Annotated in this window: 16 protein-coding genes; 10 read left to right on the forward strand and 6 right to left on the reverse strand. The window is 73.8% G+C overall.

The genetic code is table 11. The annotated features are described in order from the left end of the window. Window positions 1-177 precede the first annotated feature (177 nt). Both ACWEQO_RS04710 and ACWEQO_RS04715 read left to right on the forward strand, forming a co-directional pair. Complete coding sequence (locus ACWEQO_RS04710) at window positions 178-1,380, forward strand: PP2C family protein-serine/threonine phosphatase (RefSeq protein WP_452978894.1); 1,203 nt, start codon at window positions 178-180, stop codon at window positions 1,378-1,380. Between the two features lie 123 nt (window positions 1,381-1,503). After that, window positions 1,504-2,613, forward strand: a complete 1,110-nt coding sequence (locus ACWEQO_RS04715; RefSeq protein WP_452978897.1) for a hypothetical protein — start codon at window positions 1,504-1,506, stop codon at window positions 2,611-2,613. A gap of 24 nt (window positions 2,614-2,637) precedes the next feature. On the opposite strand, the gene ACWEQO_RS04720 is transcribed toward ACWEQO_RS04715, so the two are convergent. Then, a complete protein-coding gene (locus tag ACWEQO_RS04720) occupies window positions 2,638-2,805 on the reverse strand; it encodes a hypothetical protein (protein WP_361453818.1) in 168 nt (55 codons plus the stop codon). A gap of 98 nt (window positions 2,806-2,903) precedes the next feature. Here ACWEQO_RS04720 and ACWEQO_RS04725 point away from each other — a divergent pair, with 98 nt between their 5' ends. Together ACWEQO_RS04725 and ACWEQO_RS04730 are read left to right on the forward strand one after the other, a co-directional pair. Next, window positions 2,904-4,247 (forward strand): helix-turn-helix domain-containing protein, encoded by a 1,344-nt coding sequence (locus ACWEQO_RS04725; protein ID WP_452978900.1) that lies wholly within the window; start codon window positions 2,904-2,906, stop codon window positions 4,245-4,247. A gap of 62 nt (window positions 4,248-4,309) precedes the next feature. Next, entirely contained in the window at window positions 4,310-4,576 is a 267-nt protein-coding gene (locus ACWEQO_RS04730) for a hypothetical protein (protein ID WP_361453824.1), read from the forward strand. Between the two features lie 54 nt (window positions 4,577-4,630). Here the strand turns inward: ACWEQO_RS04730 and ACWEQO_RS04735 are convergent, their stop codons facing one another. Beyond that, the gene (locus ACWEQO_RS04735) at window positions 4,631-5,449 is read right to left on the reverse strand and encodes a hypothetical protein (RefSeq protein ID WP_452978903.1); all 819 of its coding nucleotides are present in this window, start codon (window positions 5,447-5,449) and stop codon (window positions 4,631-4,633) included. A 257-nt stretch (window positions 5,450-5,706) separates the two neighbouring features. Here ACWEQO_RS04735 and ACWEQO_RS04740 point away from each other — a divergent pair, with 257 nt between their 5' ends. After that, window positions 5,707-6,729 carry a nucleoside hydrolase gene (locus tag ACWEQO_RS04740; RefSeq protein ID WP_361453830.1) on the forward strand — a complete coding sequence of 341 codons (1,023 nt, stop codon included), beginning with the start codon at window positions 5,707-5,709 and terminating at the stop codon, window positions 6,727-6,729. 78 nt (window positions 6,730-6,807) lie between these two features. Here ACWEQO_RS04740 and ACWEQO_RS04745 read toward each other — a convergent pair whose 3' ends face one another. Further along, the gene (locus tag ACWEQO_RS04745) at window positions 6,808-7,788 is read right to left on the reverse strand and encodes an LAETG motif-containing sortase-dependent surface protein (protein WP_452978906.1); all 981 of its coding nucleotides are present in this window, start codon (window positions 7,786-7,788) and stop codon (window positions 6,808-6,810) included. Between the two features lie 312 nt (window positions 7,789-8,100). Here ACWEQO_RS04745 and ACWEQO_RS04750 point away from each other — a divergent pair, with 312 nt between their 5' ends. Next, on the forward strand, window positions 8,101-9,894 hold the full coding sequence (locus ACWEQO_RS04750) for a glycoside hydrolase family 13 protein (RefSeq protein ID WP_452978909.1): 1,794 nt from the start codon (window positions 8,101-8,103) through the stop codon (window positions 9,892-9,894). Between the two features lie 26 nt (window positions 9,895-9,920). Here the strand turns inward: ACWEQO_RS04750 and ACWEQO_RS04755 are convergent, their stop codons facing one another. After that, the gene (locus ACWEQO_RS04755; RefSeq protein ID WP_452978912.1) at window positions 9,921-10,622 is read right to left on the reverse strand and encodes a TetR/AcrR family transcriptional regulator; all 702 of its coding nucleotides are present in this window, start codon (window positions 10,620-10,622) and stop codon (window positions 9,921-9,923) included. Between the two features lie 297 nt (window positions 10,623-10,919). Here ACWEQO_RS04755 and ACWEQO_RS04760 point away from each other — a divergent pair, with 297 nt between their 5' ends. The 4 genes from ACWEQO_RS04760 to ACWEQO_RS04775 all read left to right on the forward strand — a co-directional run bounded on the left by ACWEQO_RS04760 (window position 10,920) and on the right by ACWEQO_RS04775 (window position 13,806). Next, a complete protein-coding gene (locus ACWEQO_RS04760; protein ID WP_452978915.1) occupies window positions 10,920-12,137 on the forward strand; it encodes a cytochrome P450 family protein in 1,218 nt (405 codons plus the stop codon). A gap of 331 nt (window positions 12,138-12,468) precedes the next feature. Next, complete coding sequence (locus ACWEQO_RS04765) at window positions 12,469-12,840, forward strand: DUF6479 family protein (RefSeq protein ID WP_361453849.1); 372 nt, start codon at window positions 12,469-12,471, stop codon at window positions 12,838-12,840. A 140-nt stretch (window positions 12,841-12,980) separates the two neighbouring features. Next, entirely contained in the window at window positions 12,981-13,361 is a 381-nt protein-coding gene (locus tag ACWEQO_RS04770; protein ID WP_452978919.1) for a MerR family transcriptional regulator, read from the forward strand. A gap of 241 nt (window positions 13,362-13,602) precedes the next feature. After that, entirely contained in the window at window positions 13,603-13,806 is a 204-nt protein-coding gene (locus ACWEQO_RS04775; RefSeq protein WP_004985680.1) for a cold-shock protein, read from the forward strand. A gap of 270 nt (window positions 13,807-14,076) precedes the next feature. Here the strand turns inward: ACWEQO_RS04775 and ACWEQO_RS04780 are convergent, their stop codons facing one another. Next, window positions 14,077-14,403, reverse strand: a complete 327-nt coding sequence (locus ACWEQO_RS04780; RefSeq protein ID WP_361453857.1) for an antibiotic biosynthesis monooxygenase family protein — start codon at window positions 14,401-14,403, stop codon at window positions 14,077-14,079. A gap of 46 nt (window positions 14,404-14,449) precedes the next feature. Further along, window positions 14,450-15,340, reverse strand: coding sequence for an SCO2400 family protein (locus ACWEQO_RS04785; RefSeq protein WP_452978923.1), 891 nt, complete (start codon window positions 15,338-15,340; stop codon window positions 14,450-14,452). Between the last annotated feature and the right edge of the window lie 377 nt (window positions 15,341-15,717).

The following is a 15,717-nucleotide window of genomic DNA, read 5'->3' on the forward strand; positions in this document are numbered from 1 at the left end:
TCTCTCTCAGCTTCCCCTGAACGGGCTTCTCCTCGCTTGCTCCTCCAGAGCACACCGGTACGGGGCCGTCGGCAAGTCGGCGTACCGAGGCGTACCGAGGCGTACCGGGGTGTACCGAGGCATACCGGGGCGTACCGACCGGATGCGTGCCGTGCGGCCGCGTGCTTCGCTGGGGCGGTGCACCAGGGCAGCAAGGGGGACGACCGGTCCTCCCCGGCCGGTCGGGGGGACGCCCTGCCCCGGTACGAACTGCTGCAGGTACGAGGACGCAGTGTCGCCTGGGTGCCGCCGCTCCTGCTGCTGGCCGGCATCGCGGTGGTCGACTACCGCACCGGCGGAGAGTTCCGGGTCATCTCCTGGATCGTGCTGGCGCCGGGCATCGCCGCCGCGATCTGCGGGGTGTGGGGCACGGCCGTGTTCGCGGCGCTCGCGATCGGCACCTTCTGGCTCGTCGACAGCGCCTGGCCGCACGAGTTCCAGACCGGGCTGCCCGATTTCGTCCTCGTCACCGTCGGCGGCGTCCTGGCGACGCTGGCGTGCGCGGTCCGGGTGCGCGGTGAGCGGCGCGCGCTGTACACACGGGACGTGGCCGACACGGTCCGCCGCACGGTGCTGCGCCCCCTGCCGCCGTTCTGGGGCGGTCTGGAACACGCGGGCGTCTACCTCAGCGCGGAGGCCCGCGCCCGGGTCGGCGGCGACTTCTACGACATCCAGCCGGGTCCGTACGGCACCCGGGTCCTCCTCGGGGACGTCCAGGGCAAGGGGCTGGGCGCGGTCGAGACGGCGTTGGTGCTGCTCGGCACGTTCCGTGAGGCTGCCCCCCACGAGTCGGAGCTGACGGGCGTCGCCGAGCGCCTGGAGCAGCGGATGCTGCGTCACCGGGACTACGTCAGGGCCCTCGGCCGGACCGATGCCGACCGCTTCGCCACCGCCGTGCTGCTGGGCTTTTCCCCGACCCCCTCCGACATGGTGGAGGTCGTCGTCTTCGGCCACGAACCGCCGCTGGCCGTGAGGCCCGGCAGCGTACGCTCGCTGCCCGTGACCGGTGATCTTCCGCTGGGTCTGCGCGAGCTGGACCCCGCCCCGGTGCACGTGCACCGGCTGCCGCTGGCCGCCGACGAGACGCTGCTGATGGTCACCGACGGGGTGACCGAGGCGCGGGACGCCCACGGGGCGTTCTACCGGCTCGCCGAGGAGGTGGCGCGGGCGGTCACGCGGGACCCGGGCCTCGCCGCACCGGACCGGCTGGCCGCCTTCGTGAGGGAGGGGACGCTCCGGCACAGTGGCGGGCGGCTGACCGACGACACGACCGCCTTCGCCGTCCGCCGGATCCGCGCGCCCGGGGGCGAACGCCCCGAAGGGGGACGTTCACGGATCTGAGCCCCCCGACGGGAGCCACAGCGGTTACGGTGCTGTTCGGGTGATCGACGGACCGGTCGAGCGGCTGATCTACGGCCCGAGCGGCCGGGGGGTCGGCCGGAAGCGCGACAGAGGGAGGGAACCGTGTCAGGGACCACGCCCGGGACCGTACTGCTGCTGGCGGCCTCGCCGTTGGGGCGGGGGCGGCTGGTGGACGCCGCGTCGGTGCTCCCCGTCCTCGCGGCCGTACCGCCCGCCGTGCTGTCCGGAACGGACACCGCGAACGTCGTCGAACTCGCCGACCCGCTCGAGCCGCAGGCCGTCCTGACCCGGCTGCGTGCCGCCGCGACCGCTCCCGGGCCGCTCACCGTGTACGTCACCGGGCAGTTGCTGCTCGACCGGCGCCAGCGCCTGCCCCATCTGGCGCTGGCCCGCACCACCGCCCCGACCGCGCGCTACACGGCGTTCCCGTGGCACTGGTTCCGGGAGGAGCTGCGGCTGCGGCCCCCGGGCGCCACGACGCTGATCCTCGACCTGTACGCGGATGCGGAGAGCTGGCAGGAACTGTGCTCCCCGCAGACCCCGGCGCCGGCCCCGGCGCCGTTCGTGCTCGACTCCGGCCGTGACACCGCCGTGTACGGCCGGGTCGCGCCGCCGCCCTCCCGCCGTACGGTCGCGGCGCCGGCGTACATGAGGGCGGTCGCGACGCTGCTGCGCAGCGGACGGCGCCCGCCCGACGAGGAACTGCACCAGCAGGCGCTGACCCGGGTCGTCGCGGAGAGCGGGCACCCCGGTCTGGTACTGGCCCGGCGCGGGGCCGGCACCGCCGCGGGGGACCCGCACGCGGCCATCACGGCGGCCGTGCGGTCCGGCCGCCACGCGGACGCCGACGCGCTCGCCGCGCGGCACGAGCACAGTGCCGTCCTCGCGTACGGGCCCGCCTCCGAGGAGGCGCTGCACTGGGCCGAGGTCCGTGCCGATCTGGCGATGCTGGCCGGGGACGCGGTGCTCAGCTGCCGTACCTGGCTGACGGTGGCCACCGCACGGCTGAACACCGGCCAGGCGGTGGACGCCTCCGTCGTCGAGACGGCCGTGGACCGGGCGCACCACCAGTGGGGCCGGATCGAGGACCCGGCACGGGCCCGTGAACTCGGCGGGCTGCTGGCGCAGTTGCGCGCCCGTGTACCCGGACGGCAGCAGGGGGCCCTGGACCACGTACGGCGGCAGCTCAGCCGGCTGCAGACGCAGAGCTGACAGGCCCTGGCGCTCCTGGCGGTCCTAGCGGACAGCGGCCTCCACCGGGACCGTGGTGCGCTGCTCCGCATCCTCGGCGTGGGTGTCCTCGGCCGGGCCCGCGTTGGCTGCCAGGACCAGTGCGGCGACCGCGGCGACGGCCGCGACGAAGCCTCTGGCGTAACGCCTGGTGGTGCGAATGCGTTCCAGCACGGCGACCTCGCAACAGCAACGGGTTAAGCGGGTTTAATCCGGCGTTTAACCTAGAGGGTGTCAGTCTCGAACGGCAAGAGGCACTGGGGGAGTTGGCAGTGGGGGAGCGTGACGATCCGGACACCATCGGGCGTCGGGTGCAGCGGTTGCGCGTACAGCGCGGACTGACCCAGAAACAGCTGGCCGAGCCGGTGTACACCCCTGCTTACGTCTCCACTCTGGAAGCCGGACGGGTGCGGCCCTCCGACGACGCCCTGCGGCATCTCGCCGGCCGGCTCGGAGTCACGTTCGACGAACTGGCGACCGGGCGTTCGGCGCGGCTCGTCACCGAGTTACGGCTCCGGCTGACCGGGGCCCAGCGCTCCCTCGCCCTCGGCGAGGCCGCGACGGCGGTGCGGCAGTACTCCGGGCTGCTCGCCGAGGCGGAGGAGCAGGGCCTCGCCGAGGAGCAGGCCGCCGCGCTGCTCGGGCTCGGCGAGTGCGCACTGGAGGCCGGTGAACTGGAGCCCGGCCGCGAGTACTTCGAGCAGGCGGAGAAACGTCTCGCCGACGCCCCGTTGCCGGCCCGGGTGCCGGCGCTGCGCGGACGGGCCGTCGCGCACTACCTCGCGGGCGAACTCCGGTACGCGGTCTACCTGCTGGAGTCCACCATCGACGAGCTGAACCGCTCCGGGCTGCACGATCCGGACGCGCTGCTGCTGCTCTACGCCAGCGCGATCGGCCCGTACATGGACATGGGCGCACACGCGCGTGCCGCCCAGGCGGCGGAGCTCGCGCTGACGCTCGCCCCGCAGGCCGGCGACCCGGCGCTGGTGGCGCGCATGCACCGGTCGGTGGCCCGCACCCTGCTCGCCGAGGGCCGGACCGCCGAGGCCGACGCCTCGCTGGTCAAGGCGGCCGAGCTGTACCGCGGGCTGCAGCTGCGTACGGAGCTCGCCAACTGCCACTGGATGCGCGGGTACGTGTATGCACAGAACGGCGAACTCGATTCCGCGGAAGGCGAGTTGCGTCGGGCGTTGGAGATGCTGTCGGCCACCCGCGCCGTCCTCTACAGCAGTCAGGTCACCGTGGAGCTGGCCGACGTGCTGCACCGGCGCGGCAGTTCGCGGGAGGCGGCCGGCCTGCTGCGGGACGTGCTCGGCGGTCTCTCCTCCGAACGGGGCGCGGTGCACGCGGCGGCGGCGCACCGGCTGCTCGGCATCATCGCCGAGGACGTGCGCGACACCGAGCAGGCCGAGGAGCACTACGTCCGCGCGATGAGCCTGCTGGAGCGGGCGGGGGCGGCCGGCGACCTGGCCGACCTGTGCCGGCTCCTCGGCGACCTGCTCCGCCGCACCGGCCGCGTCGAGGCCGCGCTGGACGCCTACCGCACCGGTCTCGGTCACCGCACGGCCCCGGGCACCACGACCCTGGGCCCGGCACCGGCCCAGCCCCCGGTCTGAGCCGGGGCGCCGAGGGGGAAAACCTCCGGGTGGGTGCCGCTGCGGCTGCCTAGGCTGCCGGAATGGACATAGTCCCCTTCCTCATCGTGTTCCTCGGCATCATGACCATCAAGTTCGAGATCTCCCGGGCCGACCGCCGTGCCGCCCGTCTCGAGCGCAAGCTCGACCTCGTGCTCGAGCACCTGGACCTGCACGAGGAGGTACCGCGCCGGGACGAGATCGTCGCGCTCGTGCGGGAGGGCAAGAGGGTCCAGGCGGTCAAGACCTACCGCGAGGTCACCGGAGCGGGCCTGGCCGAGGCCAAGGAGGCCGTGGACCGCCTGGGCTGAGCGGCACCGGGTGAGCGGCACCGGCTGGGTGGTACCGGCTGGGCGGCCCCGCGGTCAGACCTCCGCGCGCCCCTGCTTCCTGATCTCCGCCAGCCGGTCCGCCCCGAACTCCGCGATCACCTGGGTGAGTTCGGACAGAACCTCGCCGAAGCCGCCGTTGGTGAGGGTGATGGTGTCCGCACCGATGCGGACCACCGCGACGTCCAGGGTGAGATGCGTCGACTCCCCGTCGGCCGCCTTGCCGGTCATGCTGACCCGCAACGCCTGCCGCGCGTCCCCGATCTCCGGCAGCCGCAACGCGTCGACCTCGGTCTCCTGCACACCGTCCCGCTTGGTCGTCGCCTTGAACTTCCCGCACTTCTCGGGCAGTCCGCCGAGCCACTTCAGGGTGCGGTCCACGTCGGCGGGCCGGTACGCGGTGACCTGGTAGCGCAGTTGGGCGCCGTTGTAGGCGTCGTCCAGGGCGATCACGGCCCGCGGCCCGGTCGGTGTGCCGAACAGCTCCTCGGTGTAGAGGCCCTCGAGCAGGCGCCGGCAGTCGGCGTTCTTCGTGCTCGCCTTGAGCAGCCCGTCCCGCCAGGTCGCCGCGCCCCGCGTCGGCACCCAGGGCTGCCCCAGGTCCGTCTCCGTGATCAGCGCGGCCCGGACCTGGTCCTCGCTCAGCCCGGCCTCGGACGGTGACGCGGAGGGCTGCTCGACGACCGGCGCGGTGGAGGACGGCGAGGCGGCCGGCGCCCGGGTGGGGACGGCCGGCGGCACCACCGTCCCGGTCCCGCCCTGTCCGCCGGCGGAACAGGCGGCCGTGGCCAGCAGCGCGGACACCGACAACGCGGAGGCGAGAAGGGCGCGGGCGGCGGCCTGGGCGTGCGTCATCGGGGGTGCCTCCTGGTGGAGCCGGGCTGTGGCTGTTGTTCCGCCCGCCCGGTGCTGTTCGGGGCTTTCACGGCACCACCGAGCCGCCCGCCCCACCAGCGCGGAGGTCCGTCCGGGTGAGCGCGCGGGAGGAACCGTCCCCGCCCCTTCGCGGCTCCTCCGTGTCATCTTTGTGTTGTCTGCCCGTCCGTGGTTCCCGCCCTCGGCCCCTTCCCCTGGTCCCTGTCCCCGGTCCCCGCCCCGAAGGAGTCCGCGCCGTGCCGAACGGTCTGCCCATCCCGGTGATCATCGACTGCGACACGGGTGTCGACGACGCCCTGGCCTTGCTGTTCGCCGTCCGTCACCCGGGGATCGACCTGCGCGCGGTGACCTGTGTGGCCGGCAACACGGACGTGGACGGCGTGGTCCGCAACACGCTCACCGTGCTGGAACAGGCGGGCGCGCCCGCCGTCCCGGTCGCCCGGGGCGCCGAGCGCCCGCTGATCGAGGAGCCGCGTTCCGCACGTCACGTCCACGGCCACGACGGGATGGGCGACCTCGGCCTGCCCGCCCCGCGGCGCCTCTCGGCGGACGTGGACGCGGTGGCCCTGCTGCGCCGCGAGATCCTCGCCTCCCCGCACCCGGTCACCCTGGTGCCCACCGCCCCGCTGACCAACATCGCGCTGCTGCTGCGGACGCACCCCGAGGTCACCCGCGGCATCGAGCGGATCGTGTTCATGGGCGGCGCGGCGGGCGCCGGCAACGCCACCCCGGTGGCCGAGTTCAACGTCTGGCACGACCCGGAGGCCGCCGCGATCCTGCTCACCGCGGGGGTGCCGATCACGATGTACGGCCTGGACGTGTTCCGCCGGGTCGTCGTCCCGGGGGCCGAGGTGCGCAGGCTGCGCGCGAGCACCGAACCGGGCGCCCGGCTGGCCGGCGACCTGCTGGCCCACCGGCCCGCGACACCCGGCAGCGCCCCCGACGACCCCACCGAGGACGCGGGCGGGCTCGGCGACGCGGGCGCGCTGTGCGCGGTCGTCGATCCGGAGGGCCTGACCACCCACCGGTTCCCCGTCGAGGTCTCCCTGGGCCCCGGGCCGGCCCGCGGCCAGACCGTGGTCGACCGCCGCCCCCGGGCCGGCGAGTCCGAGCTGCACGAGGGCACGCGCGAGCAGTGCCTGGTGGACGTGGGGCTGGACGTGGACGTACAGCGCTACGTGCGCCTCTACCTGGAGACCGTGACGGGTGTGACGGGCGCGGCGGGCGCGGCGGACGGAGGGCCCGGAGCGCAGCGGTAGGCCCGCCGTCCGCCCCGGACCCGCGAACGCCCGGCCCGCGGGGGAACGGGCCGGGCGTGTACGGGGGCGCGCTACCGGTTACTGGCTCTCGGTGCCGGCACCGGCGCCGGCGCGCTTGCGGCGGGTGACCACGACGAGCGCCGCGCCGCCCGCCAGCAGGACCGCCGCACCGATCGCGAACGGACCGGTGTTGCCGTCGGCGCCGGTCTCCGCGAGGTTGTCGCTGCCGCCGTTCGGCGAGGCGCCCGGCTCGGTGGCCGGTTCGGTGGCCGGTTCGGAGGGGGACTCGTCGGGCGCGTCGGTGCCGGGGGGCGTCGTGGACGGCTCGCCCGGCGTCTCGGAGGCCGGCGGAGCGGTGTCCTCGGCGGGCTCCGACGGCTTGGCGGGCTCCGGCGCGGAGGTGGACGGCTCGGGGGTCGGCTCCTCGGCCGGGGTGTCGGCGGTGCAGTCCCTGGTGCCGCCGTTCCAGGCCGCGATCAGCTTGTCCTTGATGACCGGACGGTCCGGCCCCTTCGGCAGCTCACCGTGCTCGAAGCCGTCGTTCGCGTCCAGCTTGCCGTCGAACTTCACGGCGCCCCGGTAGAGGTCGATCTGCGCGAAGCAGCCCTTGTCCGGGACGGAGATGTCGAGGGAGTCGGTCGCGCCGGGCTTGACCGTCACCGTGTCGAAGTCGACGAAGACCTGTTCGCCGGAGGAGGCGAAGGTGGCCCCGTGCGCCAGGTAGGAGGCGAGCGAGGCGGTGCAGGTGGTCGCGTCACCGGCGGTGCGGACCTCGATGTGGACCTTGCCGTCCGCACTGGGCCGCAGGTTCTGGTCGTCGACCTTGACGGAGTCGAAGAAGTTCTTGCCGTCGAGGGAGAACTGGCAGCGGTCGGTCTCGGTGACCGTGCCGGCGCCGGTGCCCGGCCGGTAGTCGCCGCCCGACTTCCAGCCGTCCCCGCCGGGAGCGCTCTGGGCGGAGGCGGAGGTCGCGGCGACGGCGGTGGCCGCGCAGAGGGCGAGGGTCGCGGCGCCCGTCCCCAGCAGGCGGCGGGTGAGGACACGTCTCGCTATGGACATGCGGATCCCATTCTTGGCGTGGGCCGGAGACCGGGGCACGGCGGCAGGGCAGCAGGGCAGCACGCGGCGGCCGGCCGTCCCGGGCATGAGTGGTCGAAGAAACACGAGGCTCACTGGTCACATGTGCCTCAGTGCGCCTTCATGGTGGCGGTGTCGCATCACCCTGTCAACCTGCGGCGACACAAGGGGAGTTGCGCATTCTCCACGTCTCCGTCACACAGGGAAGGAATGCCTCCGCTCCGCCCGTGTGTTCATGTTTGCGGCGTTCTGGACAGATTCATGCCGTCATCCGCATCCACCGGAGGAGACCGCGTGACCGACCGCACCGATCCGCCTGCCCCGCCGGCCCCCGCCCCGGGCGTTCCGTCCGGCGCCGCACCCGACCTCTCCTCGCCCGACCTCTCCTCGCCCGACCTCTCCTCGCGCAACCCCGACTGGTGGCGGCAGGCCGTCGTCTACCAGGTCTATCCGCGCAGCTTCGCCGACGCCGACGGCGACGGTCTCGGCGACCTGCGCGGCGCCACCCGGCGCCTCACCCACCTCGCCGCCCTGGGCGTGGACGCCCTCTGGCTGAGCCCGTTCTACCCCTCCGAACTCGCCGACGGCGGCTACGACGTCGCCGACCCACGGGACGTCGACCCGCGCCTCGGCACCCTCGACGACTTCGGCGCGCTGGTCGCCGAGGCCCACCGCCTGGGCCTCAAGGTGATCGTCGACATCGTCCCCAACCACACCTCCCACCGGCACGTCTGGTTCCAGGAGGCGCTGCGCGCCGGTCCCGGCTCCCCGGCCCGCGAACGCTACGTCTTCCGTGACGGGCGCGGCCCGCGGGGCGAACTCCCGCCCACCGACTGGCAGTCCGTCTTCGGCGGCAGCGCCTGGCGGCGGGTTCCCGACGGGCAGTGGTACCTGCACCTCTTCGCCGCCGAACAGCCCGACCTGAACTGGGCGAACGAGGACGTCCGCGCCGACTTCCGCACCACCCTGCGGTTCTGGGCCGACCGGGGGGTGGACGGCTTCCGCGTCGACGTCGCGCACGCCCTCGCCAAGGACCTGAGCGAGCCGCTGCGCGACCTCGGCGCCTCCGCACCGGGCGGCGAGGCCGCCCTCGCCGGGTTCCCTCCCGGCACCCACCCGTTCTACGACCGGGACGAGGTGCACGAGATCTACCGCGACTGGCGCAAGATCCTCGACGCCTACTCCCCGCCCCGCACGGCCGTCGCGGAGGCCTGGGTGCCGGGCGCCCGGCGCGCCCTGTACGCCCGGCCGGACGAACTGAACCAGGCCTTCAACTTCGAGTATCTGCAGGCCCCCTGGGACGCGGAGGCGCTCCGCCGGGTCATCACCGACTCGCTGGCGACCGCCCGCGCGGCCGGCGCCTCGGCGACCTGGGTGCTCTCCAACCACGACGTCGTACGCCACGCCTCACGCCTGATGCTGCCGCCGGGCACGGACGACAACGCCTGGCTGCTCTCCGGCGGACACGCCCCGGCCGTCGACACCGCCGCCGGGCTGCGCCGGGCCCACGCGGCGACCCTGCTGATGCTGGCGCTGCCCGGCTCGGCCTACGTCTACCAGGGCGAGGAGCTCGGCCTGCCCGAGGTGGCCGACCTGCCCACCGAGGTCCTCCAGGACCCGGTCTGGGAGCAGACCGGCCACGTCCGCAAGGGCCGCGACGGCTGCCGGGTGCCGCTGCCCTGGACGACGACCGGGCCGTCGTACGGCTTCGGTCCGGGCGGCGCCTGGCTGCCGCAGCCGCCGGGCTTCGGCGCGTACGCCGTCGAGGCGCAGGACGGGGCGCAGGCGCGGGAGGGGGTGCCGGGCTCGACCCTGGAGCTGTACCGCGCGGCCCTGCGCCTGCGCCGCAAGCTCCAGGAGGGCGAGACGCTGACCTGGGCGGAGGACACCCCCGCCGGGGTACTGCGGTTCGACCGCAACGACGGCTGGCGCTGCGTGACCAACCTGTCCCCCGACCCGGTCCCCCTTCCCGCGGGCGAGGTCCTGCTCTCCAGCGCCCCCCTGACCGAGGGCCGCCTGGCCCCGGACACCACAGCGTGGCTGCTCCCCGGAACACCCCCCGCCCCGAGTCCCCGCCCCGACGCCTGACCCCGCCCCGCTCCGGCCGGGGGTGCTCACCCGGCTCCCCCGGCCCGTGCCCGGTGCGGACCCATCTCCTGGAGCACCTCACCGAGCTCGGCACCGGTGAGGGCACGGCCCGGCAGCGGCGGCGGTGGGGCGGCGCGCAGGCCGTCGAGGAGCAGGGCGAGGGGGCGGCGCCAGGCGTCGGGGCCGGCGGCCGCGGTGAGGGACGGTACGGCGCGGCCCAGGGCGGCGAGGGCGAACAGGACGTCCTCCGTGGTGACGTCGGGACGCACGGTGCCCTCCCCCCGGCCCCGGTCGAGCAGCAGTTCCACCGTCCGGCGGTTGTGGGCGTGCACGGACCGGAGGGACTCGACGTCCGGCAGGTGGGTGGTCATGAGGTCGTTGGTGCCGCGGTCCGCGGCCAGGGTGCCGAAGACGACGTCGAGGTAGTCGCGCAGACCCGTCCAGGCGTCGGGGGCGGTCCGGACCCGCTCGCCTGCCGCCATCGTGTCCGTCAGCTGGTCGCGGAACACGGCGTCGACGAGTGCCGCGCGGGCGGGGAAATGCCGGTAGAGCGTCGCGTTGCCGACGCCTGCCCGGCGGGCGATCACGTCGAGCGGCGCGTCGAGCCCCTGCTCGGCGAACACCTCGTGGGCCGCCGCCACCAGCCGGTCCCGGTTGCGCCGGGCGTCGCGCCGCTGCCGGGGCGCGGGCCGAGACTCCGGGGCCGTGGAGCCCTCGCCGACGCTCATGGCCGTCCCTCCGTCCATCCGTCCGTCTCCGCGTGAACCGGGGACTGCTCCCCGATGAGGATGCTATCGTCGGGACGCCAAACGGGGAGTGCTCCCCATTTAGCCTGCTTCGCAGGATCGGAGGGGACGCCTGTGGGGTGGAGTGCTCGCCGGTCTCACGGAAGCCGCCCGCGCGGGACGCGCCCAGGGGGCCGCCGCGGCGGACGCGACGGCCCGGTCGGTGAGGGAGCCCCCGGACCGGGGTGCAACACCGCGGACGTGGAGCAGACACGGAGCAGACAGGGAAAGGACGGGGGCATGCGAACGCCCACCCCGAAGGATCCGGTCCCCGAGGACCTCGACCCGGCGGCCGACCCGTACGCCGCCTACGCGGCGCTGCGCGCCGAGGGCCCTGTGCACCGCGTCCACGTCCCCGGCAGCGGTGACGGTTGGCTGGTGGTCACGCACGAGGCGGTCCGCCGCGCTCTGACCGACCCCCGGCTGCGCAACGACATCCGGCACTCCGCGACCTGGGAGACCGACGGCGGCCACGCCATCGGCCGCAACATGCTCCAGAGCGATCCGCCGCAGCACACGCGCCTGCGACGGCTGGTGGCGGGCCACTTCGCACCGGGCCGGATCGCCGGGCTGCGTCCGCGCATCGAGGACATCGCGCGGGAACTGCTCGCGGAGCTGCCCGAACAGGGCACCACCGACCTGGTGAGCGGTTACGCACTGCCGCTGCCCGTCACGGTGATCTGTGAGGTGCTGGGCGTGCCCGTGGCGGATCGCGCGACCTTCCACACCTGGTCGAACGAGCTGGTCATGCCCATCGGCGAGGAGGCCGCCGCCGCTTCGGCGGGCGCCCTGGCCGGCTACCTCACCGAACTGATCGCCGAGAAGACCCGCACCCCGGACGGTTCCCTGCTCGCGGCCCTGGCCGCGGCGACCGACGACGCGAGCACGGGCCCCGACCCCGCCCCTGAACCCGACGGCCTCACTCCGGAGGAACTGCTCGGAATGGCCTTCCTCCTCCTGGTCGCCGGCCACGAGACGACGGTCAACCTGATCTCGGCGACCCTGCACAGCCTGCTGGCCCACCCGGACCAGCTCGCCCGGCTCCGCGCCGACCCGTCACTCATCGACGGGACGATCGAGGAGTCCCTGCGCTACAACTCTCCCGTCCACTCGGGAGCGTTCCGCTTCGCGGCCGAAGGGCTGGACCTGGCCGGCACCCGCGTCGACGCGGGAGACGCGGTGCTGGTGTCGCTGGCGGCGGCCTCCCGCGACCCGCTGGCCTTCCCTGACCCCGACCGTTTCGACATCACCCGCCGACCTCGGGGCCACCTGGGTTTCGGCCACGGCCCGCACCACTGCCTGGGCGCCCCGCTGGCCCGTGCGGAGGCCACGACCGCCCTCCGCCTCCTCCTCGACCGCTACCCCTCCCTTGCCTTCGCCACCGACCCGACGACCCTCACCTGGCGAACGAGCACCCTGCTGCGCGGCCTGAGGGAACTGCCCCTGCGCCTGAACTGACCGGAGAGCCTGGCCGGCCCTCCGGGAGCCGACCCTCCGGGAGCCGGTGTTCCGGGGAGGCGCCGACGCCGCCGGCCCCGTCGGTGTGCCCGCGGGGCGGGGCGGACTCCCGGGTGGGGTGGGAGGAACGGGAAGGCCGGGGGCGGGCCCCGAGCTGCACACGTGGGGACGCGACGGCCCGTCCCGGCCTTCCCTCCGTCAGCAACGTGTCATGGCACGGAGGCCGCCGCCTGCCGGAGCGGCCGAACGAGCGGGGACGTCCGCGGGACCCCTGAACGGACAACTAGGGCATTCGGGTGCTTTATCTCACTTTCTCGTCCATACTCAGAGCATGAACACGGCATCGTATGAACTGCTGGCCGCGAGCCAGCAAGTGCTGAGCCTGCTCGCGGCCTTCGTCGGCGGGCTGGTCGTGGCCGGCGCGCTGGTCTGGGCCGTACGTGTCGGTATGAAGGTCATGGATCAAGAAGAACCCCGCCCCGCCCCCGAGGACCAGCCGAAGCTGCCGGAGACCGGCGCGGTCCACGAGATGCGGGAGATGCGGGAGCCGGACGAGATCGCGAAGGTGTCCAGGGACGGCGAACGGCTCATGCCCTACCAGCTCCACCACGCCGCGACCAGAACCGGGAAGGACCAGCAGCGGCGGCGCTGGCTGCCCGGTTCCAGCGGCGGCTTCGGCAGTGGAGGTCCCGGGCACGTCTGAGCGGCCCCCTCGTGGGAGGGGGCAGACGCGGACATCTGTGTGCGCCGTGACAGTTTTTCCGCCGAGGCGATTAGAGTTCCGGTGTGGGGAACACGTCCCCGTGGCGGTCCGTGTCCCCTGCGGTCCGCAGGAAGGTGCGCATGCCCCCGGAGAGTCAGCCGTACGTCGGCGCCTCACAGCCGGACGACGCCCGGCCGCCCGTCGCCGGCCGGCTCGACGACGACCACTTCCCGGCCTACACCATGGGCAGGGCCGCCGAACTGGTCGGAGCGACACCCGCCTTCCTCCGAGCCCTGGGTGAGGCGGAACTGATCACCCCGACGCGCTCGGAGGGCGGTCACCGCCGCTACTCGCGCCACCAGCTGAAGCTCGCCGCCAGGGCCCGTGAACTCGTGGACCAGGGGACTCCGGTCGACGCCGCGTGCCGCATCATCGACCTGGAGGAGCGGCTGGAGCAGGTCGAGCGGCTCAACGAGGAGCTGCGCCGGCAGGGCGCGGACACCGTGCGCCAACGCCGCTGAAAATCTGTTCCCACTGGAGCAGAAATCCAGTGTCCGTCACGGAAATCTATTTCCCTAAACGTGTCGCCGGCATTGTTTCTCGGTGATTTTCCTCGCTTGCCGTCGATATGACTCATGCTAGGCTGACGTCAGTTGCAGTTGTGGTTGCCAGTTTGCTACCGGTTCTCCGGGCAGGTGATCATCGCGACGATGAGGGAATTCGTAAAGTGCGTTTTCCCGGCACTGTCTCAGGAGATTTGATATGGCCACCGGTACGGTGAAGTGGTTCAACTCGGAAAAGGGCTTCGGCTTCATCGAGCAGGACGGCGGCGGCGCCGACGTCTTCGCCCACTACTCCAACATCGCCACCTCGGGCTTCCGTGAGCTCCAGGAGGGTCAGAAGGTGACGTTCGACGTCACGCAGGGCCAGAAGGGCCCGCAGGCCGAGAACATCGTTCCCGCCTGACCCGTACGTACGCGAGTACACAGGGATTTCAGCAGGGGCCCCGCACCTCGGTGCGGGGCCCCTGCTCCGTGTTTTCCGGGTCCAGGCATTCCGCGCGGTTTTCCGCCGGGCGGGAAAGAAAGGGACGGCGGAGTGGGTCCGGCCCTTTCCGTCGAGCGCCTGATCGCCCGATCGCCTGATCGCCTGCTCCTCGGCGCGTACGCCTCTCCGCCGGGAGGGTGAGTGTCGCCTGCGCGGTTCGGGTGAACGCGGGGACGCCGTGGCGGTGGGTCAGGCCGACTTGGGGCCGGTCTGCTGGACCACCTCGAAGGACCACAGGGTCGCCCCCGTGGCCGCGGGCTTCGGGCGGTCGCCCTGCGCGCCCTCACCGCCGTGCGAGGCCTGGGCGCGGTCCTCCATCCAGCGCTGGAAGTCCTCCTCGGAGCGCCAGCGGGTGTAGACGAGGTAGGTGTCGGTGCCCTCCACCGGGCGCAGCAGCTCGAACCACTCGAAGCCGTCCGAACCCTCCACCGCTCCCGCCCGCGCGGCGAACCGCTGCTCCAGCGTCTCCCGCTGCTCTTCCGGGACCGTGAGTACGTTGATCTTGACGATGCTCATGTTCCGATTGTTCCGCAGCGCGGAGCGGAACACGTGCGGGGGGCGGTCAGCCGAGGCAGATCACCAGCAGGCACAGCTCGGAGCGGGGCGTGCTCGGTGAGTCGGGCGGGGGTGTCGAGGGGTCCGGCGCGGCGGGCTGCTGCGAGCCGTCCCGGTCTCCCGGCCTCCCGCTGCCGGGGGCTTCCACGGGCGGGGTCGTCGGACGGGACGCCGCACCGGGGCCCTCGGCGGAACCGGAGCCGGCTTCCGCGCCCGAGCCGGCGGACGGTGAGGCGGTCCGCGGCGGGGGCGGTGCCGTCGCGGGCGCGCCGGTGGCGCCGTCCAGCCGGGTGTCCGAGGCGTCGGCGGGTGTCGACGCGGCGCCGGTCGACCGCCGGTCCGGGGCGTCGTCCGGGGCCGACCGCGCGGGCCGGTCCGGGGAGGGCCGGTGCGTTTCGGGCGGGGTCGCCGTGGGCGCGGGGTCGCCGTACTGCTCCGTGGGCTCCTCCGCGCCGCCCATACCGGTGACCTCGGGCGCCGTCGCGGCCTGGGCGCGGTCGCCGGAGCCCCGGTCCGTCGAGGCGACGGTGAGACCACCGCCGACGAGCGCCACCGCCGTGGCGACCAGGGCGCGGCGCTGGGTCTTCTTCCACCGCGCCAACTGCCGTCGCCGCGCCGCCCGCCCCGTGGGCGCGGACATCGCGGACGCGGACGCGAGGTCGGCGTCGGTGTCGGCGACGGTGCCGATGCCGGGGGGCGTACCGGCACCCGTGCCGACAGGTTCCGTGGCCTCGGTGCCCCCGGTGGCCTCCGCGTCCGGGGGCGCGGTCCTCGTCGCCGGGCCGGGGGCCGTGCGACCGTCCATGACGCTCGGCGCGATGTCGGGAGCGTAGGCGCCGCATCCGGGGCACACCAGGGCGCCGTTCAGATGCCGGCGGCACGTGGAGCAGTAGTCCATCCGTTGTCTTCCTGAGTCGACATGCGCACACCCGCCGAGCCGGAGACGGCCCGTTCGCGTCCGCACCGGGAGCGGGTGGAGCAGGAACAGCCACGCTAACGACCCCCGCGAGCCGCTGTGTGCAGTCGGTGTGCCACTCCTGCGCACGTTCTCTGCCCGCTTCGCGTGAATGCCGTGAGCATGCACGGCGCCCGGCGCCCGGGACGCTTCCGGCTGAATGATGTTCAGTGAGAATTCCCTGGCGCGGCGGCGGTTCCGGACCGGAGCACACAGCCCGTTCGGGCCGTCGCGGCCGTGCATCGACCGGTGGCGGACGCTCAGGGTGTGGAACCGGCGGACGAGACCGCATGGCGGGCACGGTTTGACGTTGACGGGTC

Source organism: Streptomyces sp. NPDC004051 (assembly GCF_053604275.1).

Excerpts from the sequence above, each read along its gene's own strand:
- ACWEQO_RS04730 (WP_361453824.1), top strand. The coding sequence starts at position 4,310 with ATGGACATAGTCCCCTTCCTCATCGTGTTCCTCGGCATCATGACCATC.
- ACWEQO_RS04735 (WP_452978903.1), bottom strand. The coding sequence starts at position 5,449 with ATGACGCACGCCCAGGCCGCCGCCCGCGCCCTTCTCGCCTCCGCGTTG.
- ACWEQO_RS04745 (WP_452978906.1), bottom strand. The coding sequence starts at position 7,788 with ATGTCCATAGCGAGACGTGTCCTCACCCGCCGCCTGCTGGGGACGGGC.
- ACWEQO_RS04755 (WP_452978912.1), bottom strand. The coding sequence starts at position 10,622 with ATGAGCGTCGGCGAGGGCTCCACGGCCCCGGAGTCTCGGCCCGCGCCC.
- ACWEQO_RS04760 (WP_452978915.1), top strand. The coding sequence starts at position 10,920 with ATGCGAACGCCCACCCCGAAGGATCCGGTCCCCGAGGACCTCGACCCG.
- ACWEQO_RS04765 (WP_361453849.1), top strand. The coding sequence starts at position 12,469 with ATGAACACGGCATCGTATGAACTGCTGGCCGCGAGCCAGCAAGTGCTG.
- ACWEQO_RS04770 (WP_452978919.1), top strand. The coding sequence starts at position 12,981 with ATGCCCCCGGAGAGTCAGCCGTACGTCGGCGCCTCACAGCCGGACGAC.
- ACWEQO_RS04775 (WP_004985680.1), top strand. The coding sequence starts at position 13,603 with ATGGCCACCGGTACGGTGAAGTGGTTCAACTCGGAAAAGGGCTTCGGC.
- ACWEQO_RS04780 (WP_361453857.1), bottom strand. The coding sequence starts at position 14,403 with ATGAGCATCGTCAAGATCAACGTACTCACGGTCCCGGAAGAGCAGCGG.
- ACWEQO_RS04785 (WP_452978923.1), bottom strand. The coding sequence starts at position 15,340 with ATGGACTACTGCTCCACGTGCCGCCGGCATCTGAACGGCGCCCTGGTG.